Below are 24,063 nucleotides of genomic sequence, written 5' to 3' on the forward strand. Positions count from 1 at the left end.
CGGGGCTGCGCCCCGGACCCCGCTCGGGGCTGCGCCCCGGACGGTGCCGCCCGGGGGCTGCGCCCCGGGGCGGTGCCGCCGGGGGCGGGAACGGTGACTGGGCCGGAACGGGGAGGCGTTCCTACCCCGTTGGGGGTGGTTACAGGTACGGGCCCGAGCGGATCGCGCCGTGGGGGCCGTCTTCGTCCTCGTCGTGCGGGGCGCCCGCCGGAAGGGCGCGCCGCATCTGCTCCAGCTGCGCCCGCGCCGCCATCTGCTGTGCGAACAGGGCCGTCTGGATCCCGTGGAAGAGGCCCTCCAGCCAGCCCACCAACTGCGCCTGCGCGATCCGCAGTTCCGCCTCGGAAGGGATCGCCTCCTCCGTGAAGGGGAGGGACAGGCGCTCCAGTTCCTCGACCAACTCCGGCGCGAGGCCGTCCTCAAGTTCCTTCACCGAGGCGGCGTGGATGTCCTTGAGCCGGACCCGGCTCGCCTCGTCGAGGGGTGCGGCGCGCACCTCTTCCAGGAGTTGTTTGATCATGCTGCCGATCCGCATGACCTTGGCAGGCTGTTCGACCATCTCCGTCACCGGGACCTCGCGCGACTCGTCATCGGCGCCGCCGACCGCCGTCCCGTCCTGTCCCACGATCAGGACGTGCGGGGGACTGTCCTGCGACCGTTCACTCCTCGGCATCTCCATGCCGTCATTCTCTCGCACACCGTCCTACTCACACGGTGTGCCCCCGTACGGGCGTGATCCACCCTGTACGGGGGCCGCAACCTCAGCCCGCCGCCCGGCGGGCCAGTGCGCCGTTCGAACGCGTGACGAGGGCCGCCAGGAGGGCCGCGCCGAGCGGGACCAGGACCAGCAGTCCGGCGATGGTGTCCCACGGCAGCGCGATCGGCACGTAGATGTCGGCGTCGCGCGCCGTGGCGTAGCCCAGCTCGATGCCGTGCTGCACCAGGCGGCGCTGTTCGTTCTCCTGGGTGAGCCGCAGTCCGACCGCGGGCAGGATGCCCGCCGCGGAGCCGAGCACCACGCCCATCAGGGCGACCACCCCGCACTGGAAGCCGCTGAGCGTCCGGCGCACCCGGGGGGCCGCGCCGACCGCGGCCAGCGTCTTCAGGTCGGCCTCGGAGTCCGCCTGGGCCAGGCCGGTCGCGATGCCGGCCGCGCCGATGGTGACCAGGCCCGCGAAGACGCTGAGCGCGAGGACGCCCACCGTGCTCTGCTCCTGGTAACCCGACTCGATCCTGACCTGGGCGTCGGCGCCCAACCGGTCGATGTCCCCGTCGAGCCGCTGCCGCTGTTCGCCGGTGGCCTTCCCGTCGAGGGTGAAGTACGAGCCGACGGGGGCGGTGGCGATGCCGGCGGCCTTGGCGGCGGCGGGCGGGACCACCAGGTGCACGCCCCAGGCGTTCGTTCCGGCCGGGGCCGTGTGGACCGTGAGCCGCTTGTCCTCGCCGGGCGGATCGGCGCGCTTTTCGAGGGCCGCGTCGGCCGCCGCCGGGTCGGTGACGATCCGCAGGGTGACCTTGCCGTCCTTGACGATGCGCGGGTCGAAGGCCACGGCCCGGCCGTCCTTCAGCGCCGCCACGGAGCCGGGGTCGGTGACCGCCAGCACGGACATCAGCTTCTCGTCGGCGACGACGGTCTCGGGGAGGTGGTTGAACTCCGGTATCGCACAGCGCGGGTCCTGCCGCAGCCGCTTGGCCTCGTCCGGGGGGAAGGAGGCGGGCCCGTGTTCGGCCTCGTTGAGCGGGCAGCGCTGTTCCTTCGGGGTGATGACCTCGACCCGGCCGCAGCCCGGTTCCGAGGAGCCCTGGGAGCAGCCCGGGTTGCCGACGACGAGCCGCTGCGCGTCGGCCCGTACGGCCAGCGGCAGGTCCTTCGCGAGGGTGTCGCGCAGGGCCGGTACGTCCTTGTGGCCGCGGTTGTCGCCGGCTATCAGGTAGCCGGACCCGGAGGGGAGTTCGGCGGTGTACTCGTGGCGGGCCTGGACGTCCTTGCTGTGCTGGTACGTGGAGACGGCCACGGTTCCGGCGACGGCGGCCAGGACGGCGGCCACGGCGGGTGCCGTACGCCCCCGGTTGCGGACGGCGTCGCGCAGGGCGAGCCGGGGTGACAGCGGCAGCATCCGGCCCAGCCGCCCGAAGAGCCCGACCAGCACCGGGGTGAGGGCGACGACGCCCAGCTCGGCGAGGGCGCTGCCGCCCGAGACGAAGGTGGGGCTGACCCGGTACTCGGCCCCGTAGAGGGCGATCGCGACGCCGGCGGCGATGGCGAGCAGGCCGATGACGGGCAGCACCCGGCCGGCCCGGCGGACGCCGCGGCGGCCGGTGAGGGAGGCGAGCACGGTCTGCCGGGAGGCGGTGACGGCGGGGGCGATCGCGGACAGCAGGCCGGTCAGCACCGCGAGCAGGGCGATCCCGAGGAGCTCCGCCGGGCGAACGCCGAAGCCGCCGAACCGGCTGCCGATCTGCTCTTCGAGCACCGGCCGCAGCCCGAGGGTCAGGGCCGTTCCGATCGCGGTGCCGGCGAGGGCGGCGACGGCGCCGATCACCAGGCCGCCGGAGAGGACGACGGCGCGGATGTGCCGGCGGTCGCCGCCGTTGGCGCCGACCAGGCCGAGCTGGCGGCGCGAGCGCCGGGCGCCGACCGCGAAGGCGGGTCCGGCGAGCAGGCAGATCTCCAGCATGGTCAGGGCCACGACGGTGGCCAGGACGGCCCGTTCGGTGACCTTGCCCCCGCCGCCGTCCTGGGTGTAGCGGTCCTTGGGCTCCTGCTTGAACAAGGGCACTTCGGAGTCGGCGGGCGGCCGCAGGGTCACGGCGCGGGAGTTGACCAGGGCGCCCTTGGCGTTGGCCGCCGTGACCGCGTTCCACGTGAAACCCTCGCCGCCGATGGAGACGAGGTAGGAGGTGTAGGTGTGGAGTCCGGTCCCGGAGTCGGCCCGCAGGGCCCGGTCCAGCGGGGTGAACAAGGTCCCGGGGAGGGCCAGGAGTTCGGCGCGCCGCAGCTCGGACGGGAGCTCGTAGGCGCCCACGATGCGGTAGGAGGAGGGGGAGCCGCGCGGGGTGGCCGCGGAGCCGACGTGCAGCCCGGACTCCTTCAGGAAGCTGTTGGTGGCGATGACCTCGCCGGGCCCCTGCGGCAGCCGGCCGCGGTCGAGCGTGATCAGGCCGCGGGTCAGCGGGTTGTGCACGTCCAGTTCGCGTAGTTCGGTCATGAGCAGCCCGTGGACGGTGTGCACCTTGATGCTGCCCTTGCCGTCCTCGGCGACCTGGGCGCCGGCCGGGATCGCGGCCTTCAGCGAGGACTGCTTCTTCTCCGGGTCGGGCCGGTACTTGTCGTAGCCGCCGACGGGGGCGTAGCGCTCGCCGTCGGGGTGCTGGAGGATCGGGCCGTCGAGGCCGGTCTCGGAGAACCGGGCGTCGGCGGCGCCGATCTGACGGGTCAGCCGCTGCTCGGTGGTGAGCTCGGAGCTGCGCAGGGTGAGGTCGGCGGCGCTCACCCCGACGATCGGCAGGGCGATCATCGAGAGGACCAGGACGCTGCGGCCCTTGGCGCGCCAGGCGTCGCGGCGGGCGATGCGCAGGGCCGCGACCCAGGGGTGGTACCAGGATCCGAACAGGGAACTCACAGGCCGGCCGCCCGCCCGGAGAGCAGCGAGTCGGCCCGGCTGCGCAGGGTTTCGTCGACGACGCTGCCGTCGCGCAGGAAGACGACCCGGTCGGCCCAGGCGGCGAACCGGGGTTCGTGGGTGACAAGGATGCCGGCGGCGCCCGCGTCGCAGCGGGAGCGCAGCAGGGCGAGGACGGATTCGCCAGTCTCGGAGTCGAGGGCGCCGGTGGGTTCGTCGGCGAGGACCAGCCGGCGGTTGCCGACCAGGGCGCGGGCGAGGGCGACGCGCTGCTGCTGGCCGCCGGACATCTCGTCGGGGAAGCGGTCGGCGAGGGGACGCAGGTTGATCTCGTCCAGGGAGGCGAGGGCGGCGGCGCGGGCCTTGCGGGCGGAGGTGCCGTCGAGTTCGAGGGGCAGGGCCACGTTCTCGGCGGCGGTGAGGGCCGGGATGAGGTTGTAGTCCTGGAAGACGTAGCCGATGCTGCGGCGGCGCAGGGCGGCGAGCTGTCGGCGTCCCGCGGTGGTGATGTCCATGCCTTCGACGATCACGTGGCCGCTGGTGGGGGTGTCGAGTCCGCCCGCGAGGGTGAGCAGGGTGGACTTCCCGGAGCCGGAGGGGCCCATGACGGCGACGAGTTCTCCGGCGTGGACGCTCAGGTCGATCCCGCGCAGGGCGTGCACCTCGGTGGCGCCGCTGCCGTGGGTGCGGACGAGCCGGTCGAGCCGGAGCACGGGCTGGGAGGCGGACCGGGGCGCGGAGTGGCCCCCGGTCCGGGGTATGGCATGGGAACGGTGCTGGTCAGGCATGAAAGATCCCCCTGGGAGGGTGTGGTTCAGCCGCGCCGGGTACGGGCGCTGCGGGACCGGACGGCGGTGGTGTCTGCGGCGGGGCCGGTGGCCGGGGGCGCCGCGGGGGCGGCCGGCGGTGCGGGCTCGGCGGCGGCGCGGGCGGCCAGCCGGACCAGCCGGGACTCGGAGTGGTCGAGCCAGCGGGCCTCGGCCTCGGTCTGGAAGATGAGCTGTTCCAGCACCAGCAGCCAGGCCAGGTCGTCGCGTTCGTCGGCGCGGCCGCCCTCGATGGCGGTGATGGCCTGGGCCTTGAGCCGCGTGTAGTCCTGCATCGCCTGGATGGTGGCGTGCCGCTGGGACTGGATGACGGCGCGGATGTCCACGCCGGGGGCGCCGACGGCCATGGCGAGCTTGATGGAGAGCTCGTCTCGGGGCGGGTTGGTGCGGTCGACGGGGCGCTCGTACCACTCGCGGAGTTCGCTGCGGCCGGTGTCGGTGATGGCGTAGAGGGTGTGCCCGGCGGCGTCCTCACCGCCGGGGGCGACGAGTCCGTCGCGCTCCAGGCGGCTGAGGGTCGTGTACACCTGCCCGACGTTGAGCGGCCAGGTGGAGCCGGTGCGGGATTCGAATTCGGAACGCAGCTGGGACCCGTAGCGGGGCCCCCGTTCCAGCAGGGCGAGAAGCCCGTGACGGATCGACATACTGAGTATGTATACCGCTACATACTCAGTATGTATACCCGGTATGGCGTGTCGGGGGCCCCGGACGCGGGGCTAGCGCCCCTGGCGCAGCCGCACGCCCATGTACCCCAGGCCCAGTCCCATCAGGGCCAGTCCGGTGCCGAGCGGCAGCATGTGCGCGGCCAGGTCGGCGGCCCGTCCGTTGGCCTCCGTGCCGATCGCGGCGGACGCGGAGGGGTGGCCCGGGCCGGGGCTGCGGGGGGAGGTCCGGGGAGGGGTCTGGGGGGAGGTCCGGGAAGGGTTCCGGGCGGGGTCCGGGGTGGCGCCGGGCGGCAGGTGCGGGGAGGCCGGGGGCTCCGGGCGCTGGGGTCTCGGGCGGGCCGGGTGCGCCGCGTGGGGGGCTGCGGCGAACTCGGCGGCGGGGGGTTCCGTGGCGGGCCGCCCGGGGTGCTCCCGGCCGACGCCCGCCGCACTGCCGGCGAGCTCCTCGTACGCCTCTTCCGGTACTTCGGCCACCGCGGCGGCGGCCTTCGCCGCGGCGGTGGCGGCCGCGCGCGCGGCCGCCACCGCCGCCGGGGCCAGGGCGGGGGGCGGCGGTCCCGCGGGCGCGGCGGCCAGCAGGGCGACGCCGGCCAGTACGGCCCCGGCGGTCCAGCGCGGCGCGCGCGGGCGTCGAGTCACGGGGAGCCCCTCCCCTTCCGTGCGGCCGGGACGCGGGGACGCCGGGGCGGCGGGACCGAGGCGTCGGGATCGAGGCGTCGGAATGACGTCCTCAGATTTACATAGTGGGGCAAAACCGGCATCCCGGGCCGTCCATGAGGGTGGCCCGGGGGTGGAGGTCAGTCCTTCGGCGGTGCCCCGACGGCGGCCCTACCGCGAGGGATTGGCCAGCGAGGCGGATCCGCACAGCTGCCGGTAGCCGCGGTCGTCGAAGGCGGCGGCCTCCACGCCGACGCGGGAGATGCCCCGGGCGTCGTCCAGCGAGGTGGTCCAGCTCTGGCTGCTGCCCGAACCGTTGGAGTTCAGGCGCCACGGCCAGTACCGGGTGTGCCCGGCGCCGTCGAGCGTGTAGAGGCGCACGCCCGCGATCCGGGAGTCGTCGGCGGTGTCGACGGCGGTCAGCCGCAGCTCGCGCAGGGCGCCCCGGCCGGCCCAGGTCCAGGTGGCACTGCCGTATGCCCCCGGGGAGGAGCAGTCGGAGGTAACGGAAGCGGCGGCGGACGCGGGGGCGGCGAGCAGGGCGGCGACGGCGGTGGCCACGGCCGAGACGGTCAGCGAACGGGAGACGGTGCGCAAGGGTTCCTCCATCGTGTGGTGGAGGAACCCTCCCGTGGACGCGTCACCGGCGCACCGAGGCGCACCGGCGCACCGAGGCGCACCGGCGCACCGAGGCGCACGACCGCTTCCCGAGGCGCACGACCGCTCCGGGAAGCCGACCGGCCGGTGCGCTCCGGGGTTCTACTGCGGGTCGCCGGTGGAGACGACCAGGGTGAACTCCGTGCCCTCCTTGGCGACGTCCGTGCCCGCCGCCGGCAGCTGCTCCAGGACGGTGTCCTGGCCGTAGACCGCCTCGTCGCGGTCCTGGAGGGTGAACCTCCAGCCCGCGGCCTGGATGCACTCCTTCACCGAGCGCAGGTTCTTGTAACGGAAGTCCGGCGCCACGACCTTCGAGGCGTCCTTGTAGGACTTCGTGGGGCTCTTGCACTTCTCCAGGTCGATCGTGCGCGAGGTGTCCGGCCCCTTGTGGCCCGCCACCGCGGGGGCGGACGCCGACTTCGACGAATCCGGAGCGGCCGTGCCGCCGTTGTCGCCCTCGTCGCCGCCCATGTTCCACACCGCGATCAGGCCGCCGATGGCCAGCAGGGCCACCGCGATCGCCCCGACCACCACCGGCGTGTTCCGCTTCCCGCCGCCCGAGGAGGAGGCAGAAGGGGCCGGGGAGATGGTGAACGGCGGTGGGGTCTGCGGCGCGTACTGCTGCTGCGGGGCCGGCGTCGGCGCCGCGGTGTGCGGGTACGCGTAGCCGCCCTGCGCGTGCTGCTGCGGCGGGGGCGTCGGCGCGTACGGGGACGGCGGCGGGGTCTGCGCGCCCGGGTACGGCTGCTGGAGCGACTGCGCCGGCGGCGCCTGGAACCCGGAGTCCACCGGCGGGAACACGGCCGAGCCGACGCCCGCCCCGCTGCCGCCCGGGGCGGCGCCCGGGACGATGACCGGAGCCCCGGTCTGACCGGCCGACAGGACCCGCGAGATCTCGTCCCGCATGGCCGAGGCCGTCGGGAAGCGCTCGTTCGGGTTCTTCTTCAGGGCCCGCGCCACCAGGGCGTCCATGGCCGGGGTGATCGACCGGTTGATGCTCGACGGAGCGACCGGCTCCTCCTGGACGTGCGCGTACGCGATCGCCAGCGGGGAGTCCGCCTCGAACGGGATCCGGCCCGTCAGCAGCTGGAACAGCATGATGCCGACCGAATACAGGTCGGACCGGGCGTCCACGCCACGGCCCAGCGCCTGCTCCGGCGAGAGGTACTGCGGGGTGCCGACGACCATGCCGGTCTGGGTCATCGAGGTGACCCCCGACTGCATGGCCCGCGCGATGCCGAAGTCCATGACCTTGACCACGCCGCGCTTGGTCATCATCACGTTGCCGGGCTTGATGTCGCGGTGGACCAGGCCCATCTCGTGGCTGGTCTCCAGCGCGGCCAGCACGTCGGCCGTCACCTTCAGCGCCTTGTCGGCCGGCATCGCCCCGTACTGGCGGACGTCCGCGTCGAGGACGGAGCCGAGCGGCTGCCCCTCCACGTACTCCATGACGATGTACGGCATGACCGTGCCGTCGGCGCCGGAGGAGCCGAACGTCACCTCGCCCTCGCCGGTGTCGAAGACCGAGACGATATTGGTGTGCGACAGTTTCGCAACAGCCTGCGCCTCACGCCGGAACCGCTCGCGGAAGGACGCTTCGCGGCCGAGTTCGCTGTGCAGGGTCTTGATGGCGACCTGGCGGTCGAGCGCGGAGTCGTACGCGAGGTAGACCGAGGCCATGCCTCCCTCGCCCAGCAAATCCCTTAGCTGGTAACGGCCACCGGCCAGGGAGCCGCCTGCGTACCGGCCCTGTGTGGCGTCCTGGCTCATGACTGTTGCTTCCCCTCGGGCTGTGTCCCTACGCGTCTGGCTGAGCGCATGTCGCGCCCAGTCTGCCGGAGGGCAAGCACACGTCAAGCCGGTGCCCGCTGCGTGACCATGGGGCCACAGGGTGTCTGTGTCCGAACGGTGACCGGTTCGGAGGCTGTAGCGTTCATCGGAGCACCCGATGAGGACCCACCGCTAGAGCGGACGAGAGAGACGACGGCGAGGACTGATGGCACCCGAACCCGAGGGAAACGGCGCCGGGATGGCCGACGGTCCTGAGCACTGGGGCGCCGGCGGCCTGGTGGGCGACGGACGTTACCGTCTCACCCACCGGCTGGGCCGCGGCGGCATGGCGGAGGTCTTCGCCGCCGAGGACGTGCGGCTGGGCCGCACCGTGGCCGTGAAGCTGCTGCGCGCGGACCTCGCCGAGGACCCGGTCTCCAAGGCCCGCTTCACGCGTGAGGCACAGTCGGTCGCCGGGCTGAACCACCACGCGGTGGTCGCCGTGTACGACTCGGGCGAGGACCAGGTCGGCCCGAACGTCGTCCCCTACATCGTGATGGAGCTGGTCGAGGGCCGCACCATCCGGGACCTGCTGATCAGCGCCGAGGCCCCCGGGCCCGAGCAGGCGCTCATCATCGTCTCGGGCGTGCTGGAGGCGCTGGCCTACTCGCACCAGCACGGCATCGTGCACCGCGACATCAAGCCCGCCAACGTCATCATCACCCACACCGGCGCGGTGAAGGTGATGGACTTCGGCATCGCCCGCGCCCTGCACGGCGCGCAGTCGACGATGACCCAGACCGGCATGGTCATGGGAACCCCGCAGTACCTGTCGCCGGAACAGGCCCTCGGCAAGGCCGTGGACCACCGCAGCGACCTGTACGCGACCGGCTGCCTGCTCTACGAACTCCTCGCGCTGCGGCCCCCCTTCACCGGTGAGACCCCGCTGTCGGTGGTCTACCAGCACGTCCAGGACGCGCCGGTCCCGCCGTCGCAGCTGCCCGAGGGCCACTCGATCCCGCAGGAACTCGACGGCCTGGTCATGCGGTCGCTGGCCAAGGACCCCGACGACCGCTTCCAGAGCGCCGAGGAGATGCGCGGGCTCGTCCAGTACGCGCTCCAGATGCTCCAGGACCAGGGACCGAACACCGGCACCTGGAACACCGGCCCCGTCACCATGTCGCTCCCGCACGGCCAGCCGGGCGGCGCGGCCACCACGGCCATGCCCGCGGGCGGCAACGGCGGCCCGCGCCCGCAGTACAACGCGCACGCCACGACCTCGCAGTTCCAGCAGCCGATGGTGCCCCCGCTCAACCCCGACGACGGCACCGCCTTCCCCGGCGGCGGCGGTCACGGCGGTCCGGGCAACGGCCACGGCGGGTACGGCGGCGGCTACGACGGCGGTTACGACGGCCGTCGCAGCGGCAAGTGGAAGGTGTGGGTGTTCGCGCTGCTCGCGGTCCTCGCCATCGCCGGCGGTGTCGCGTACGCGGTGAAGAACGGCGTGGCCGGCGGCGGTGGCGGTGGCGGCGGGAAGCCGGGCACCAGCCAGAGCTCCCCGGGCACCACCCAGAGCAGCCCGAACTCGACGCCGGACACCCCGTCGAACCCGCCGAGCACCGACTCCGGCGGCTCGCGCGAGGAGACGTTCACGCCGACGCCGACGCGCACCAAGTACACGCCGACGACCAGCCCGACGGCGTCCACCGCCACCACCCCGCCGCCGGACACGAAGTCCCCGACGACGCCGCAGACGACGCCGCCGACCAAGCCGCCGACCACGCCGCCGACCAAGCCGCCGGCCTCCGGCGGTGGTGAGAACCCGGTCAGCGAGCCGTAGCAGCGGGGCGTACGGACGTACGAGAAGGGCCCGGCGGAATTCATTCCGCCGGGCCCTTCTTCATGAATGCGCTGATCAGAGCACGTGCTGGTACTGCCGGTCCAGATTCCCCGCAAGCGTGTGCACGGTGACGAGCTGGGGTTCGATTCTCATGTAGACCGGGTCGAACACCGCGCCGTCCACGAAATGCGGACCCGGCCCGAATAGTTCCAGTTCCGCCGTGGTCGGTTCGACGATCCGCGCGGTCCCGGTGAACTGCACCGACCACAGGTGCGGGTCACGGGAATTGAAGTTGTCCGCCCCGTACGAGACGACACTGCCGTTGCACGCGTGGTGGTGGCCGAAACCGGCGTGCATCCTCAGCACGACCTCGCCGTCCACCGCGATGTGGCGGGCCAGGGCGAGGAAGGGCAGCGCGCGCATGCTGGTGGCGACCCGCCCGTAGGGCACGCGGCGCAGCAGTTCGATGGCGTGGAGTTCCTCCGGTGACATGGGGACCACTCTCCGGCACCGACGGTACGCCGGGGAAGGGGATCCGGCCCCGATGATCGGGGACGTTGGTCCCGAATGACACGGCCCGCACCGTGGCACACGGGCACACCGGCGCGCCGGCGGCTCGAAGGGCGGTAGGGCCGGGCCGGAGGTCCGCCGGAGCCTAGCGCTTCTCGGCCTGGAGGCGCGCCACGTACGCGGCGGCCTGGGAACGGCGCTCCATGCCCAGCTTCGACAGCAGGCTGGAGACGTAGTTCTTGATGGTCTTCTCCGCGAGGTGCAGCCGCTCCCCGATGACGCGGTTCGTCAGGCCCTCGCCGATCAGGTCGAGGATCTTGCGCTCCTGCTCGGTGAGGTTCGACAGGCGGTCGTCGCCCTTGCCGTTCTTGCCGTCGCGCAGCCGCTCCAGCACCCGCGCGGTCGCGACCGGGTCCAGCAGCGACTTGCCGGCCGCCACGTCCCGTACGGCGCTGAGCAGCTCGTTCCCCCGGATGGCCTTCAGGACGTAACCCGAGGCACCGGCCATGATCGCGTCGAAGAGGGCCTCGTCATCGGCGAACGAGGTCAGCATCAGGCACTTGATGTCCTCGTTCTGGGAGCGCACCTCGGGGCAGACCTCGACGCCGCTGCCGTCCGGGAGCCGGACATCGAGCACGGCCACGTCGGGGCGGGTCGCCGGGATGCGCACCAGCGCGTCCGCCGCCGTACCGGCCTCGCCGACGATCTCGATGTCGTCTTCTACCGACAAGAGCTCATGAACGCCCCGACGTACCACTTCGTGGTCGTCCAGGAGGAATACCTTGATTTTTCCGTCTTCGCGCACAAAGTCATCTTCACACACTCACCCCTTCCCTGCCGGAGTTACCCGGGATAACGTGCCGTTGTTCCGGCCCCCTGCAAGGCTGTGACCAGTCGTTGTTCCCGCAGCCGCCGATTTACTTGGATATCCAAGCAAAATCGCAGGTCAAGTGGGGTTTCGCAGTTATGCGACGCACTGGGTAACGTGCATTGCGCAGGGCACTCGCCGGGGCACCTGTCACGCCTGAATCCCGTACGTGCCGTGCACCCACCCCGTGCGCGGGTACGGATACAGGTGAGCCGCACTGGTCCCCGGAGAACCCGGGTGCCGGACCGACGGAGGAGCACACGTGACCGTGGAGAGCACTGCCGCGCGCAAGCCGCGACGCAGCAGCGGCACCAAGCGGGCGGCAGGCGCGGCGAGCGCCCGCAAGACCGCCGCTGCCACCGCACAGCCGCACGACGCCGAACCTCAGCTCGTACAGCTGCTGACGCCCGAAGGTGAACGGGTCGACGCCGGGGACCACCCCGACGTCGCGGAGTTCGCGCACTTCGTCGCGGACATCACCACCGAGGACCTGCGCGGGCTCTACCGCGACATGGTCCTGACCCGCCGCTTCGACGGTGAGGCGACCGCTCTCCAGCGCCAGGGCGAGCTGGGCCTGTGGGCCTCGCTGCTCGGCCAGGAGGCCGCGCAGATCGGCTCCGGCCGGGCCCTGCGCGACGACGACTACGTCTTCCCGACCTACCGCGAGCACGGTGTGGCCTGGTGTCGCGGGGTCGACCCGACGAACCTGCTCGGCATGTTCCGCGGCGTGAACCACGGTGGCTGGGACCCGACCACCAACAACTTCCACCTGTACACGATCGTGATCGGCTCGCAGACGCTGCACGCCACCGGCTACGCCATGGGCGTGGCCAAGGACGGCGCCGACTCCGCGGTCATCGCGTACTTCGGCGACGGCGCGTCCAGCCAGGGCGACGTCATGGAGGCGTTCAACTTCGCCGCCGTGTACAACTCGCCCGTCGTGTTCTTCTGCCAGAACAACCAGTGGGCGATCTCCGAGCCGACCGAGCGCCAGATGCGCGTGCCGCTCTACCAGCGCGCACAGGGCTTCGGCTTCCCCGGCATCCGCGTCGACGGCAACGACGTCCTCGCCTGCCTCGCGGTCACCCGCTGGGCCCTGGACCGGGCCCGCCGGGGCGAGGGCCCGACCCTGGTCGAGGCGTTCACGTACCGCATGGGCGCGCACACCACCTCCGACGACCCGACCAAGTACCGGCGGGACGAGGAGACGGCGGCCTGGGAGGCCAAGGACCCGATCCTGCGCCTGAAGGCCCACCTGCTCGCCTCCGGCGGCGCCGACGAGGCCTTCTTCGCGGAGCTGGAGGCCGAGAGCGAGACGCTCGGCAAGCGCGTCCGCGAGGTCGTGCGCTCCATGCCCGACCCCGACACCATGGCGATCTTCGAGAACGTCTACGCGGACGGGCACGCGCTCGTCGACGAGGAGCGCGCGCAGTTCGCCGCCTACCTCGCGTCCTTCGAGGGTGGGGAGTGACCACCATGGCCATCGAGAAGATGTCGATCGCGAAGGCGCTCAACGAGTCGCTGCGCAAAGCCATGGAGACGGACCCCAAGGTCCTGATCATGGGCGAGGACGTCGGCAAGCTGGGCGGTGTCTTCCGCATCACCGACGGACTCCAGAAGGACTTCGGCGAGGAGCGGGTCATCGACACCCCGCTCGCCGAGTCGGGCATCGTCGGCACCGCCATCGGCCTGGCCCTGCGGGGGTACCGGCCGGTCGTCGAGATCCAGTTCGACGGTTTCGTCTTCCCCGCGTACGACCAGATCGTCACGCAGCTCGCGAAGATGCACGCACGCGCCCTCGGCAAGATCAAGCTGCCGGTCGTCATCCGCATCCCCTACGCGGGCGGCATCGGCGCGGTCGAGCACCACAGCGAGTCCCCGGAGGCGCTCTTCGCGCACGTCCCGGGCCTGAAGGTGGTCTCGCCCTCCAACGCCAGCGACGCCTACTGGATGCTCCAGCAGGCGATCCTCAGCGACGACCCGGTGATCTTCTTCGAGCCGAAGCGGCGCTACTGGGACAAGGGCGAGGTCGACGTCGACGCCATCCCCGGCGAGCTGCACAAGGCGCGCGTCACCCGCTCCGGCACCGACCTGACCCTGGCGGCCTACGGCCCCATGGTGAAGGTCTGCATGGAGGCGGCGGCCGCGGCGGCCGAGGAGGGCAAGTCGGTGGAGGTCGTCGACCTGCGCTCGATGTCCCCCGTCGACTTCGACGGGCTGCAGGCCTCGGTGGAGCGCACCCGCCGGCTCGTGGTCGTCCACGAGGCGCCGGTGTTCCTGGGCGTGGGCGCGGAGATCGCCGCCCGCATCACGGAGCGGTGCTTCTACCACCTGGAGGCCCCCGTGCTGCGCGTGGGCGGGTTCCACGCCCCGTACCCGCCGGCCCGCCTGGAGGACGAGTACCTGCCGGGCCTGGACAGGGTGCTCGACGCCGTCGACCGCTCGCTGGCGTACTGAGGAGAGCCCCGCCATGACGATCCGCGAATTCAAGATGCCCGACGTGGGCGAGGGCCTGACCGAGGCCGAGATCCTCAAGTGGTACGTCCAGCCGGGTGACACCGTCACCGACGGGCAGGTCGTCTGCGAGGTCGAGACCGCGAAGGCGGCCGTGGAGCTGCCGATCCCCTTCGACGGGGTGGTGCACGCCCTGCTCTTCGAGGAGGGCGTGACGGTCGACGTCGGCCAGGTGATCATCTCGGTCGAGACGGCTCCGGGTGCGGGCGACGCGGCGGAGACCGCCGTGGCCGCCCCGGCCGAGGCGGCTCCGGCCGCCGCCGTCGCGGTCGCCGCCGAGGAGGAGCCGGCCGCCGAGGGGCGCCAGCCGGTCCTGGTCGGCTACGGGGTCTCCACGGCCTCCACCAAGCGCCGCCCCCGCAAGGCCGCCGCGGGCACGCCCGCGGCCAACGGCACCGGCGCCCCGGCGCCCGCCGTGGCCGCGCGGAACGGCAGCGCGGCCCCGGCCGCCGCGGCCGCCCCCGTGGCTCCTGCCGCTCCGGCCGTCGCCGTCCCGGCGCAGCCGGACGGGGAGCGCCCGCTGGCCAAGCCGCCGGTGCGCAAGCTCGCCAAGGACCTCGGCATCGACCTGGCCTCGGTGGTCCCCACCGGTGACGGCGGGATCGTGACCCGCGAGGACGTGCACGCCGCCGCCGCGGCCGCGATCGCCCCGGCGCCCGCGGTCGTCGTCCCGGCTCCGGCCGCCGCCGAGGCGCCCGTGCCCGTACCCGTACCGCAGGCCGTGGAGGCCTCGGCGCGGGAGACCCGGATCCCGGTCAAGGGCGTCCGCAAGGTCACGGCCCAGGCGATGGTCAACTCCGCGTTCACCGCGCCGCACGTCACCGAGTTCATCACGCTCGACGTGACCCGGACGATGAAGCTGGTCCAGGAGCTCAAGGAGGACCCGGACCTCCAGGGTCTGCGGATCAACCCGCTGCTCCTGATCGCGAAGGCCGTGCTCGTCGCGATCCGCCGCAACCCGGACGTCAACGCGTCCTGGGACGAGGCGGCCCAGGAGATCGTGCTCAAGCACTACGTCAACCTGGGCATCGCGGCGGCCACCCCGCGCGGGCTGATCGTCCCGAACATCAAGGACGCGCACGCCAAGACCCTCGGCGAGCTGTCGACGGCCCTGTCCGAGCTGGTCGCCACGGCCCGCGACGGCAAGACCTCCCCGGCCGACATGCAGAACGGCACCATCACCATCACCAACGTGGGCGTCTTCGGCGTCGACACCGGTACGCCCATCCTGAACCCGGGCGAGTCCGCGATCCTGGCGGTCGGCGCGATCAAGCTCCAGCCGTGGGTCCACAAGGGCAAGGTGAAGGCGCGTCAGGTCACCACCCTGGCGCTGTCGTTCGACCACCGTCTGATCGACGGCGAGCTCGGGTCCCGCTTCCTGGCCGACATCGCGGCCGTCCTGGAGCACCCGCGCCGGCTGATCACCTGGTCGTAGCGGTTTCGCGGCACGCCTTCCGAGGGGCCGGTCCGGCGCACGCACGTGCGCGGGACCGGCCCCTCGCATTCCGCTTCAGCACCGGCGAAATGCCTGGTCAGCGGGGTCGGGGCGTGTGATCATCGCCGGGTGATCCTTCGCGCTGCCACCGCAGACCCCACCGCCCTGGACCGTGCCGTCGCCTACCCGGCCGACGGCCCCGTCGCCGCCCTGACCGCGGAGCGGATCCGCCAGGAGCTCGCCTCGGACCGGATCCGCCCCGAGTGGATCTGGTCCGCCGAGGACGAGGACGGGGAGCTGCTCGCCCGCGCCCTGTGGTGGGGGCGCGCCGACAGCGAGCGGCCCGTCGCGCTCGACTGCCTCCAGGTCCGCGAGGGCGTGGCCGACCCGGCCGGCCTCGCCGCGGACCTCCTGGCGGCCGGCCACGCGGCCTTCGGCAAGGCCCCCGGCTACAACATCTCACTGCCCCGCGCCTGGCGGTCCGACCCGGCGCTCGCCGCGGCGGTCGCCTGGCGGCGGGAGGCCGCGCGGCGGGCCGGTCTGACGCAGGAGGTCGAGCGCCTGCGCTACGAGTGGACCCCGGCCGCCGGAACTGCCGACCCCACCGGGCGCCTCGTCTTCCGCGAGGGCACCGACGAGGAGTTCCTCGACGTCTTCGCCCGGCTCTCCCGGGGCAGCCTCGACGTGAACACCCGCCAAGAACTGGCCGTGATGACGGAGGAGGAGTTCGCCAAGGACGACTTCGCCTTCTACCTCGACTGTCCCGGCGAGCGCTCCTGGTGGCGCCTGGCCCACCTCCCCGACGGCACCCTCGCCGGGATGGCGATCCCCTCCGCGACCCCCTACCACCGCAACGTCGGCTACCTCGGCGTCGTCCCGGAGCAGCGCGGCAAGGGCCTGATCGACGAGGTCCTCGGCGAGATCACCCGCTTCCACGCCGCCGCGGGCGCCGGGCGGATCACCGCGACCACCGACACCGTCAACGTCCCGATGGCCGCCGCCTTCGACCGGGCCGGCTACGAGGTCACCGAGATCCGCCTCGTCCTGGAGCCGCCGCCGGAGGCGTGACGCGGTAACCTCCCGCCCCAGGAAGGGGGTCGGGGTGCCCATCACCGAGTTGCAGGTGTACTCCGTCGAGGAGGCCGACGTCACCGGCGGCGTGTGCCTCGTGCGGTGCCTCGGCGGGGTCGCCCGGTCCGGGCAGGTCTACGCCGCCGGGCCGTCACGGCTCGGGCTGCGCCGCATAGAGCGCCACGGCCGCCCGGCCGACTCCTTCGCCGCCGGGCACACGGCGCGGATCCGCCTGGCGGGGGCCGGGGTCGCGCTGATCGGCCGGGGCCAGGTGCTGACCTCCGTACCGCCCGACGGGCACGCCCTCGCGGAGCTGGAGGCCTGGCTGGCCACCGGGCCGCCGCTGGGGGACGAGCCCCCGCCGCGGACCCTGCGCGGCCTCGCGGTGGGCGGGATGCAGGACGACACCCTGCCGGACGCGGTGCGGCTGCGCTGGGGCCGGCTGGCGGTGGCGGCGGCGTACCGCTGCGCGCGGGCCGAGGGCGCCCCGGACCTGGTGCGGGGGATCGACCTGGCCTTCGTACGGAGCTACCTGATCCGGGAGTTCGGGCCCGGACGGGGCGGGGACCCGGCCGCGCTGTGCCGGGAGGCGCTCGCGCTGCTCGACCTCTCGCCTCGGGAGGCGGCGGGGCAGGCCGCCGTCTGGCGCGACCTGCCCCGGGCGCGGATCCTGCACCTGCGCCGGATCAAGAACCTGCTGGCCCTCACGGACGCGGTTCGGCCGCACCTCGCGCAGGACGACCCGCTGCGCGCGGCCCTGGACGCCTGGGCGGCGGTACGGCCCGCGCTGCCTTAGACCCTGTCGTCAAAGTGGCGCCCGGCCCGCGGCGCCGGGGCCCGGCCGGGGCCCGGGCTCAGGCCTTGGTGGCGTTGCCGAGGACCTTGGTCGGGGTGAGGCGCAGGACCACCCGTACCGCGCCGTCCCCGGCGTCCCCGTACTCCTTGCCGGCACCGGGGCCGAGGTACTCCTCGGCGATGCGGACGGCGACCGTGCGGCCGGTGTCCTCGGTGACGGTCACGGTGCCGCGGATCTCCGCGTAGAGGTACGGGTTGGCCAGGTCGAAGACGGTCAGGCCGACCCGCCCGTCGCGGGCCACGTTGCGCTCCTTGCGCCGGCCCCGCTCGGTGGAGATCAGGACGTCGTCCCCGTCCCGGGTCACCCAGACCACCGAACTCTGCGGACTGCCGTCGGGGTCGATGGTGGAGAGCACCGCCGGGTGCGGGGAGTCGAGGAGCCGTCGCACGGTGTCGTTCAGCGCAATCGTCATGCGCGGGAGCCTAGTTGGCCCCCGGGCGGCGAGGGGGCGGCTCGGTGCGGGGCGCGGGGACTACCCGAAGTCGGTCAGCGCCAGGGGATGTTGAGCCAGGGGCTGGCCGGGTCGGTGGTCAGCGTCAGGTGGGTGGCGAGGGAGGAGGTGTACCAGTCCCCGAACTCCTCCTCGTCGAAGTGCAGGCACCGGCCGAGGCAGTACCCGGCGGAGAAGTCCGCCCAGGAGCGGTAGGCCCCGCGGGCCGCCTCCCCGGCGCGGAGCACGCCCCGCTCTGCGTCCTCCAGGGTGCCGTAGCGGGTGGCGACGCCCCAGCGGGCCATCTGGGAGGCCCGGCCGTGGTCCCAGCCCTCCACGGAACGCACCCAGCCGTCCGGCGGGAGCAGCCCGTCGGCCCGGAAGCGCTGCTCGTAGCGGGCGATCCGGCCGATGAGCCGGCGCACCCCGGCGATCTCGCCCTCGACCTCGGCGGCGGGGCGCGGCTCGACGACGGTGACCCCGTCGGGGGTGAGCCGCGGCTCGGCGGAGCGTTCGGCGCCCCGGCGCAGGCTGGTCTCGGCGGCGTGCCGCCAGTGCTCCACGTCCACGGGCCCGGCGAAGTCGGAGGCCAGGACCCGGCGCACGCGCAGCGCGTATTCCCAGACGGGGCTGACGGCCTCGGCGTTCTGCAGCTGCCGCAGGGCCTCCAGCCAGCCCGCGCCGTCGGTGACCCCCCACCACTTGCGCATCCGCTCGCGCTCGCGGGTGTAGCCGTTGCCGTGCTGGGCGAGGGCGTTCCAGAACTCCCCGTTGGAGACGGCGAGGTGCGCACCGACGGCCAGCCCGTGCGCGACCGGTCCGTGCAGCGGCCCGCCGGTGTGCAGGGCGTGCACGGCGCCTTCGGGCAGGCCCCAGGAGGTGGCCGCGTCCCAGTGGGCGCGCCAGCGGGCGCGGTCCTCGGGGCGGGTGGTGAGGTAGGCCTCGGCGGGGCAGCCGGGGTTCACGGCGAGGTAGGCGGGGTCCCGGTCGTCCCAGGCGTTCGCGAACCAGGCGAGGCTCTGGCGCAGGTACACGGTGTGCGCGTCGGGGGCGGGCAGCATGCCCCGGGTGTAGACGGCCAGGCTCGCCCCGCCGGGGGAGGGGTGGAACCGGGCCTGGCGCGGATCGGCGTCGACGGCGGCGCGGTGCTGGGGGAGGAACAGCTCGGCGCGGGCGAGGGCGTCCAGGAAGGCCGGCCAGTCCCCGCGGGACTTGGCCTCGTACAGCTCTCTCTCGATCGCGCTCGGCGCCGTCCAGCCATCCATACGACCCGACTTTATACGGGGACCCCCGGGGGCTCCCGGGGCGGTCGTGCCAGGCTTCGGGCATGAACACCTCACCCGACTCGGCCTCGGCCGTCACCGTGTACTGGCGGCCCGGCTGCGTCTTCTGCATCAAGCTCTGGTTCAAGCTCCGGCTGACCGGGACCCGCTACCGGCCGGTGAACATCTGGCGCGACCCGGAGGCCGCCGCCTTCGTCCGCTCCGTCAACGACGGCAACGAAACGGTGCCCACGGTCCGCGTGCTCTCCCCGGCGGGCGCCGAATCCGTCCTGACGAACCCGTCGCTGGCACGGATCAGGCGGGCCCTCGCCGCCTGAGCCGGACGCGTCGGGCGGGCGTCCGTGCGCGCCCGGTTCCGGGGCCGGTCCGGGCAGGACGGTCCGCGTAGGGTGACCACCGTGGCAGAGTTACGCGGGGCGCTGATCGGTGGCCGCTACCGGCTCCTGGAGCTCGTCGGCCGGGGCGGCATGGGCCGGGTGTGGCGGGGGCGGGACGAGACGCTGGGCCGTGAGGTCGCCGTCAAACAGGTCACGCTCCCCGACGGGGTGGACGACGAGCAGCGCGAGGTGCTGCTGCGGCGGGTGGTGCGCGAGGCGCAGGCCGCCGCCAGGCTCAACCACCCGGGGATCGTCACCGTGCACGACGTGGTCGAGCACGAGGGCGCGCCCGTGATCGTCATGGAGTACGTGACGGGCCCGTCCCTGGCCGCCGCCGTGGCCGCGGACGGCGCCCTGCCGGTACGACGGGTCGCGGAGATCGGCGTGCTCATGCTGAGGGCGCTGCGCAAGGCGCACGACGCGGGGATCGTCCACCGCGACCTCAAGCCGGACAACGTGCTGCTGATGGACGACCGGGTGATCATCACCGACTTCGGGATCGCGCACCTGTCGGACGCCACGACGGCCCTCACCCACACCGGGACCCTCCTCGGCACGCCCGCCTACATGCCCCCCGAGCAGTTGGAGGGCGGGCCGCCGGCGCCCGCCGGGGACCTGTGGTCGCTCGGCGCCACCCTGTACTGCGCGGTCGAGGGCCGGCCGCCGTTCACCGCCGCGACGTTCACCGCGCTGTGCGTCGCCATCGTCACGCAGGAGCCGCCCGCGCCGGAGCGGGCGGGGCCGCTGGCGCCGGTCCTGGCGGCGCTGCTGACCAAGGACCCGCGGTGGCGGGCCGGCGCCGACGGGGCGCTGGCCGCGCTGGAGGGCGTACTCCTCGACCCGGCGGGGACCGCCGACGCGGCCGTGGCGGGGGTCCCGGACGGCACGCCCGTCGGCGGGCCGGAGCCGGAGCCCGCGGTGGCGCCCGCGGTGGCGCCCGCGGTGGCGCCCGCGGTGGCGCCCGCGGTGGCGCTGCCGTCGCCCGGACCGGGCCCGGCAGTCCGGCTGGGGCCGGGGCCCGCGCTGCTGCTGCGGGGGCTGGTCTGCATGGCCCTGGTCTGGGCCGTGGCCACGGCGTTCCCGGGGCAGTACGCCCGTACCGGTCCGATGGGCATCTTCCTGATGTCCCTGGGCGCCGCGCTGGTGAACACGGTGGTGCGCCCGCGGCCCTCCGTTGTCCGTTCGTGGCTGCTGTTCCTCACGGTGAACACGGCCCTGTTCACGGCGGGGACGGTCCCGCAGAACGGCTGGGGATGGGACGGGGTGATCCACAACGTGCCGGTCCTGGCCGCCGCCAACTGGATCCTGTGGTGGCTGCTGCCCGGGGGCCGGCGCCCCTGAGACGTTCTTGCGGCAAGCGCTTCGCACACATCCAACGAGGTCGGGAGTCGGACATGCAGGGTGGAACGGTCGCCGTGATCGGCGGGAGCATCGCGGGGTGCGCGATGGCCTCCGCGGCGGTGCGGGCGGGGGCGGACGAGGTCGTCGTACTGGAGCGCACGCGCGGCCGGCTCGCGGACCGGGGACTCGGGCTCTGCGTGCACGACGACCGGGCCGCCGAACTGGCCGCGGCCGGGGCGCTGCCCTCCGGGATCCCCGCGCACCGGCTGGAGCGGCGCCGGTGGGTGGTGCGCGAGCCCGGGGCCGAGGGAGGCCGGCTGATCTGGGAGCAGCCCTTCCCGTTCCACTCGTACCACTGGGGGCTGCTGTGGCGCGGGCTGCGCGCGGCCACCCCCGACGGGGTGCGCTACCGGCAGGGGGTGACCGTGGCGGGCGTGGCCGCGGACGCGGGCGGCGCCGCCGAGGTGCGGACCGCGGACGGCTCCGTCGAGCGGTACGACCTGGCCGTCGGGGCGGACGGCTACCGCTCGGTGGTCCGCGAGGCGGTCTGCCCCGACTCCCGTCCGCACTACGCCGGGTACGTCTGCTGGCGCGGCAACCTCGACGCGGCACGGCTGACGGAGCTCGACGGGGGCACCGACCCGCACCCCGAGGCCGTCACCACCGTCTGCTTCGCGGGCGGGAGCTGCGTGATCTACCGGATCCCCGGTCCGGACGGACCCCGGGTGAACTGGGTGCTGTACGCCCCGCCGCCGCGGGACGGCGCCCTGCGCTACGACGACCCGACCAGCTTCCCGCCGGGCGCGCTGACCCCGGAACTGCGGGGGCACCTGCGGGCGCTCCTGGAGCGGGAGTTCCCGCCGTACTGGGGCCGGGCGCTCGCGCTGACCGACCCGGCCGACACCTTCGTGCAGCCCATCTACGACCTGGAGACCGAACGCACCACCGCCGGGCGGCTGCTGCTCGCCGGCGACGCGGCCACCGTGGTGCGCCCGCACAACACCAGCGGCGCCGCCAAGGCCCTCCAGGACGCGACCGCGTTCGCCGCGGCGTGGCGCCGCGCGGACTCCTGGGAAAAGCTGCTGGGCACCTACCAGGCCGCCCGGGGACCGGCCGGCCGCGAACTCGTCGCCCTGGCACGCCGGCTGGGCCGCGCACAGGTGGAGCGGACGCCGCCGTGGGCGCGGATGAGCGGCGACGAGGTCGCGGCGTGGTGGCGGACGCAGCTGGCGGGCGCGCCGGGCATCGGCGGCCAGGCACTGGCCCCGTAGCGGCGCGGCGGGGACGCGCAGGCCCCCCGCGCCGTACGACCCCCGTGCCCCCGCGCGACCGCGCGGACCCCCTTGACGGGGTCCGGTGACGGGGAGACGCTCCCGGGGCTCGGGAACGGGGCGGTTGCAGCTGGGGGCGGTATGCCGGGGGAGTCTGTCCAGACGGCCGGGGAGCTGCGGGCGCAGCTCGTGGCGCGGGGGGCGCGGTGGTCGGTGAGCGAGCACCTGGCCGACGGGGAGCGCGTGCCGCGGCCCTCGCTCGGTCTGGAACCGGGGGTGAACCTGACCCCGGCCGCGGAGGCCGGGACCGTGGACCTGCGGGCCCTCGTCGGCCACCCCAGCGGGAATCCGCACCTGACCCGGCGCCGGGCCGCGCACGGCCTGCTCACGGACGTCGACGCGGCCGCGGCCGGGGCGGAGGCGGAGGCGGGGGTGGCGGTGCCGGCCGGCCGGCCCGTCGCGGTGGACTGGCGGTCGCGCTGGGGCTGGCCCTGGCTGACGAAGGTGAAGGACCAGAACCCGTGCGGCTCCTGCTGGGCCTTCGGTGCGGCCGGTCTCGTCGAGTCGATGGCCCGGATCGAGCACGACGTGTGGGCGCGGCGCTCCGAGGGGGACGTCCACGACGGGCTGAAGTGCACCTGCGGGCAGGGCGGCAACCCGGAGACCGCCCTCGACTGGATCCGGGCCAACGGCGGCCTCGCGGACCCGGACTGCTGGCCCTACAGCACCCCGCCCGCGGGACTGCCCGCCGAGCGGCGCGACGCCTGGCGGGCCGAGTACACGCCCAGCTGGGACCGCTCGGGCCGGACCGTGCGGATCACCGACTACGTCCGCCTCGGGGACGTGGAGCAGCAGAAGGCGTGGCTGGACACCGTCGGCCCGCTCACCGCCTGCTTCGACGTCTACGACGACTTCTTCGGACTCGGCGCCGGCGTCTACCACCGCACCAGCGACCGGCTCGCGGGCGGCCACTGCGTCCTGGTCGTCGGCTACGACGACGCGGCGGGCTGCTGGCTGTTCAAGAACTCCTGGGGGACCGGCTACCACGTCGGCGGGTACGGCCGGATCGCCTACGGCGAGGTCAACATCGACTACTGGGCCAAGTGCGGACTGCGCGGCACCAACATCGACCCCTGGAGCAAGCGCCGCCTGCACGCGGGCAGCGTCTACGAGAGCGGCAACGGCCGGGCCCACCGCAACTTCGAGATGGCCGCGGCGGCGGGCGGCGGCCGGATCCAGCACTGGTGGCGCGAGGGCGACGCCCCCTTCGCCTGGTCCCGGGGCGCGTCCTTCGCCGGCGACGCGGGCGGCCAGCCCGCCTTCACCGGCTCCACCTACAACCGGAACATGGAGTCCCTGCACGTCACCACGGGCGGCCGGCTGCGCCACTGGTACTACGAGCAGTCCGTCGGCGTCTGGCGCGACGGCGGCGCCTTCGGCCCCGGCGACGCGGCCCTCGGCTCGACCCCCGGGTTCATCCAGAGCGACTACGGCAAGCCGGGCAACTTCGAGGTGGTCGTGCGCACCGCCGACGGCCGCCTGAACCACTGGTGGCGGATCAACGGCGCCCCCTGGACCTGGAACGACGGCGGCCGCTTCGCCTCCGGGATCGCCCACTACGGCCCCGCCCTGGTGCAGACCCGCAGCCGCCACCTGGACCTGGTGGCGGCCCGTACGGACGGCACGATGCAGCTCTGGTGGCGCGACGACCCCAACGGCTTCGTCTGGCGCCCCGGCGAGGTCTTCGGCGCCGGGATCACCTCCGCGCCCTGCATGGTCGAGTCGCAGTACGGGGCCGCGGACGAGGACACCGCCGGGAACTACGAACTGTGCGCGGCCCGCGCGGACGGCCGCGTCGAGCACTGGTGGCGCGGGAACGCCTCGGGCACCGGCTGGGCCCGCGGCGCCGTCTTCGGGCACGACGTGCTCGGCGTCACCGGGATGCTCCAGGGCAGCTTCGGGTTCAACCTGGAAGTCGTCGTCCTGCGCACCGACCGCCTGCTCCAGCACTACTGGCGGGACGGCGCGGGCTGGCACGAGGGGCCGGTGATCGGCCCGGCATGAGAGG

21 protein-coding genes are annotated in these 24,063 nt (G+C 73.8%); 10 read left to right on the forward strand and 11 right to left on the reverse strand.

Going from position 1 to position 24,063, the window contains the following annotated elements; genetic code table 11:
• Nucleotides 1–139: 139 nt before the first annotated feature.
• The 7 genes from SLAV_RS19415 to SLAV_RS19445 all read right to left on the reverse strand — a co-directional run bounded on the left by SLAV_RS19415 (nucleotide 140) and on the right by SLAV_RS19445 (nucleotide 8,199).
• Nucleotides 140–679, reverse strand: a complete 540-nt coding sequence (locus SLAV_RS19415) for a bacterial proteasome activator family protein (RefSeq protein ID WP_030225071.1) — start codon at nucleotides 677–679, stop codon at nucleotides 140–142.
• A gap of 82 nt (nucleotides 680–761) precedes the next feature.
• Entirely contained in the window at nucleotides 762–3,623 is a 2,862-nt protein-coding gene (locus SLAV_RS19420) for an FtsX-like permease family protein (protein ID WP_455907104.1), read from the reverse strand.
• Nucleotides 3,620–4,411: an ABC transporter ATP-binding protein gene (locus SLAV_RS19425; RefSeq protein WP_234333373.1), complete on the reverse strand. Its 792-nt coding sequence runs from the start codon at nucleotides 4,409–4,411 to the stop codon at nucleotides 3,620–3,622. Before SLAV_RS19425 ends, SLAV_RS19420 begins: the two co-directional genes overlap by 4 nt.
• A 26-nt stretch (nucleotides 4,412–4,437) precedes the next feature.
• A complete protein-coding gene (locus SLAV_RS19430; protein WP_030225063.1) occupies nucleotides 4,438–5,094 on the reverse strand; it encodes a PadR family transcriptional regulator in 657 nt (218 codons plus the stop codon).
• A 72-nt stretch (nucleotides 5,095–5,166) separates the two neighbouring features.
• Nucleotides 5,167–5,754: a hypothetical protein gene (locus tag SLAV_RS19435; protein ID WP_030225061.1), complete on the reverse strand. Its 588-nt coding sequence runs from the start codon at nucleotides 5,752–5,754 to the stop codon at nucleotides 5,167–5,169.
• A 189-nt stretch (nucleotides 5,755–5,943) separates the two neighbouring features.
• A complete protein-coding gene (locus SLAV_RS19440) occupies nucleotides 5,944–6,369 on the reverse strand; it encodes a hypothetical protein (RefSeq protein ID WP_030225059.1) in 426 nt (141 codons plus the stop codon).
• 162 nt (nucleotides 6,370–6,531) lie between these two features.
• Nucleotides 6,532–8,199 carry a protein kinase domain-containing protein gene (locus SLAV_RS19445; protein WP_030225057.1) on the reverse strand — a complete coding sequence of 556 codons (1,668 nt, stop codon included), beginning with the start codon at nucleotides 8,197–8,199 and terminating at the stop codon, nucleotides 6,532–6,534.
• 226 nt (nucleotides 8,200–8,425) lie between these two features.
• Between SLAV_RS19445 and SLAV_RS19450 the strand changes: the two genes are divergently transcribed.
• Nucleotides 8,426–10,039, forward strand: a complete 1,614-nt coding sequence (locus tag SLAV_RS19450; RefSeq protein WP_037686156.1) for a protein kinase domain-containing protein — start codon at nucleotides 8,426–8,428, stop codon at nucleotides 10,037–10,039.
• Between the two features lie 75 nt (nucleotides 10,040–10,114).
• Here the strand turns inward: SLAV_RS19450 and SLAV_RS19455 are convergent, their stop codons facing one another.
• Both SLAV_RS19455 and SLAV_RS19460 read right to left on the reverse strand, forming a co-directional pair.
• Nucleotides 10,115–10,531: a pyridoxamine 5'-phosphate oxidase family protein gene (locus tag SLAV_RS19455; protein ID WP_030225054.1), complete on the reverse strand. Its 417-nt coding sequence runs from the start codon at nucleotides 10,529–10,531 to the stop codon at nucleotides 10,115–10,117.
• A 163-nt stretch (nucleotides 10,532–10,694) separates the two neighbouring features.
• The gene (locus SLAV_RS19460; RefSeq protein WP_100660916.1) at nucleotides 10,695–11,354 is read right to left on the reverse strand and encodes a response regulator; all 660 of its coding nucleotides are present in this window, start codon (nucleotides 11,352–11,354) and stop codon (nucleotides 10,695–10,697) included.
• Between the two features lie 325 nt (nucleotides 11,355–11,679).
• Between SLAV_RS19460 and pdhA the strand changes: the two genes are divergently transcribed.
• The 5 genes from pdhA (at nucleotide 11,680) to SLAV_RS19485 (ending at nucleotide 17,233) form a co-directional block, all read left to right on the forward strand.
• The gene (gene pdhA / locus SLAV_RS19465) at nucleotides 11,680–12,888 is read left to right on the forward strand and encodes a pyruvate dehydrogenase (acetyl-transferring) E1 component subunit alpha (RefSeq protein ID WP_030225051.1); all 1,209 of its coding nucleotides are present in this window, start codon (nucleotides 11,680–11,682) and stop codon (nucleotides 12,886–12,888) included.
• A gap of 5 nt (nucleotides 12,889–12,893) precedes the next feature.
• Nucleotides 12,894–13,874: an alpha-ketoacid dehydrogenase subunit beta gene (locus SLAV_RS19470; protein WP_030225049.1), complete on the forward strand. Its 981-nt coding sequence runs from the start codon at nucleotides 12,894–12,896 to the stop codon at nucleotides 13,872–13,874.
• A 13-nt stretch (nucleotides 13,875–13,887) separates the two neighbouring features.
• On the forward strand, nucleotides 13,888–15,366 hold the full coding sequence (locus SLAV_RS19475) for a dihydrolipoamide acetyltransferase family protein (protein WP_030225047.1): 1,479 nt from the start codon (nucleotides 13,888–13,890) through the stop codon (nucleotides 15,364–15,366).
• A gap of 129 nt (nucleotides 15,367–15,495) precedes the next feature.
• Entirely contained in the window at nucleotides 15,496–16,434 is a 939-nt protein-coding gene (locus SLAV_RS19480) for a GNAT family N-acetyltransferase (RefSeq protein ID WP_030225045.1), read from the forward strand.
• Nucleotides 16,435–16,468: 34 nt separating this feature from the next.
• Nucleotides 16,469–17,233, forward strand: a complete 765-nt coding sequence (locus SLAV_RS19485; protein WP_030225044.1) for a hypothetical protein — start codon at nucleotides 16,469–16,471, stop codon at nucleotides 17,231–17,233.
• Between the two features lie 58 nt (nucleotides 17,234–17,291).
• Here the strand turns inward: SLAV_RS19485 and SLAV_RS19490 are convergent, their stop codons facing one another.
• Together SLAV_RS19490 and SLAV_RS19495 are read right to left on the reverse strand one after the other, a co-directional pair.
• Complete coding sequence (locus SLAV_RS19490) at nucleotides 17,292–17,705, reverse strand: PPOX class F420-dependent oxidoreductase (protein WP_030225042.1); 414 nt, start codon at nucleotides 17,703–17,705, stop codon at nucleotides 17,292–17,294.
• Between the two features lie 74 nt (nucleotides 17,706–17,779).
• A complete protein-coding gene (locus tag SLAV_RS19495) occupies nucleotides 17,780–18,988 on the reverse strand; it encodes a DUF1266 domain-containing protein (protein WP_030225041.1) in 1,209 nt (402 codons plus the stop codon).
• Between the two features lie 62 nt (nucleotides 18,989–19,050).
• Here SLAV_RS19495 and SLAV_RS19500 point away from each other — a divergent pair, with 62 nt between their 5' ends.
• The 4 genes from SLAV_RS19500 to SLAV_RS19515 all read left to right on the forward strand — a co-directional run bounded on the left by SLAV_RS19500 (nucleotide 19,051) and on the right by SLAV_RS19515 (nucleotide 24,059).
• Complete coding sequence (locus SLAV_RS19500; protein WP_030225039.1) at nucleotides 19,051–19,323, forward strand: glutaredoxin domain-containing protein; 273 nt, start codon at nucleotides 19,051–19,053, stop codon at nucleotides 19,321–19,323.
• A gap of 81 nt (nucleotides 19,324–19,404) precedes the next feature.
• Complete coding sequence (locus SLAV_RS19505) at nucleotides 19,405–20,724, forward strand: serine/threonine-protein kinase (RefSeq protein WP_158740442.1); 1,320 nt, start codon at nucleotides 19,405–19,407, stop codon at nucleotides 20,722–20,724.
• Nucleotides 20,725–20,777: 53 nt separating this feature from the next.
• On the forward strand, nucleotides 20,778–21,995 hold the full coding sequence (locus SLAV_RS19510; protein ID WP_030225032.1) for an FAD-dependent monooxygenase: 1,218 nt from the start codon (nucleotides 20,778–20,780) through the stop codon (nucleotides 21,993–21,995).
• Between the two features lie 141 nt (nucleotides 21,996–22,136).
• The gene (locus tag SLAV_RS19515; RefSeq protein WP_030225030.1) at nucleotides 22,137–24,059 is read left to right on the forward strand and encodes a C1 family peptidase; all 1,923 of its coding nucleotides are present in this window, start codon (nucleotides 22,137–22,139) and stop codon (nucleotides 24,057–24,059) included.
• Nucleotides 24,060–24,063 lie beyond the last annotated feature (4 nt).

Origin of the sequence: Streptomyces lavendulae subsp. lavendulae (genome assembly GCF_002803845.1) — a bacterium.
GTDB lineage: Bacteria > Actinomycetota > Actinomycetes > Streptomycetales > Streptomycetaceae > Streptomyces > Streptomyces lavendulae.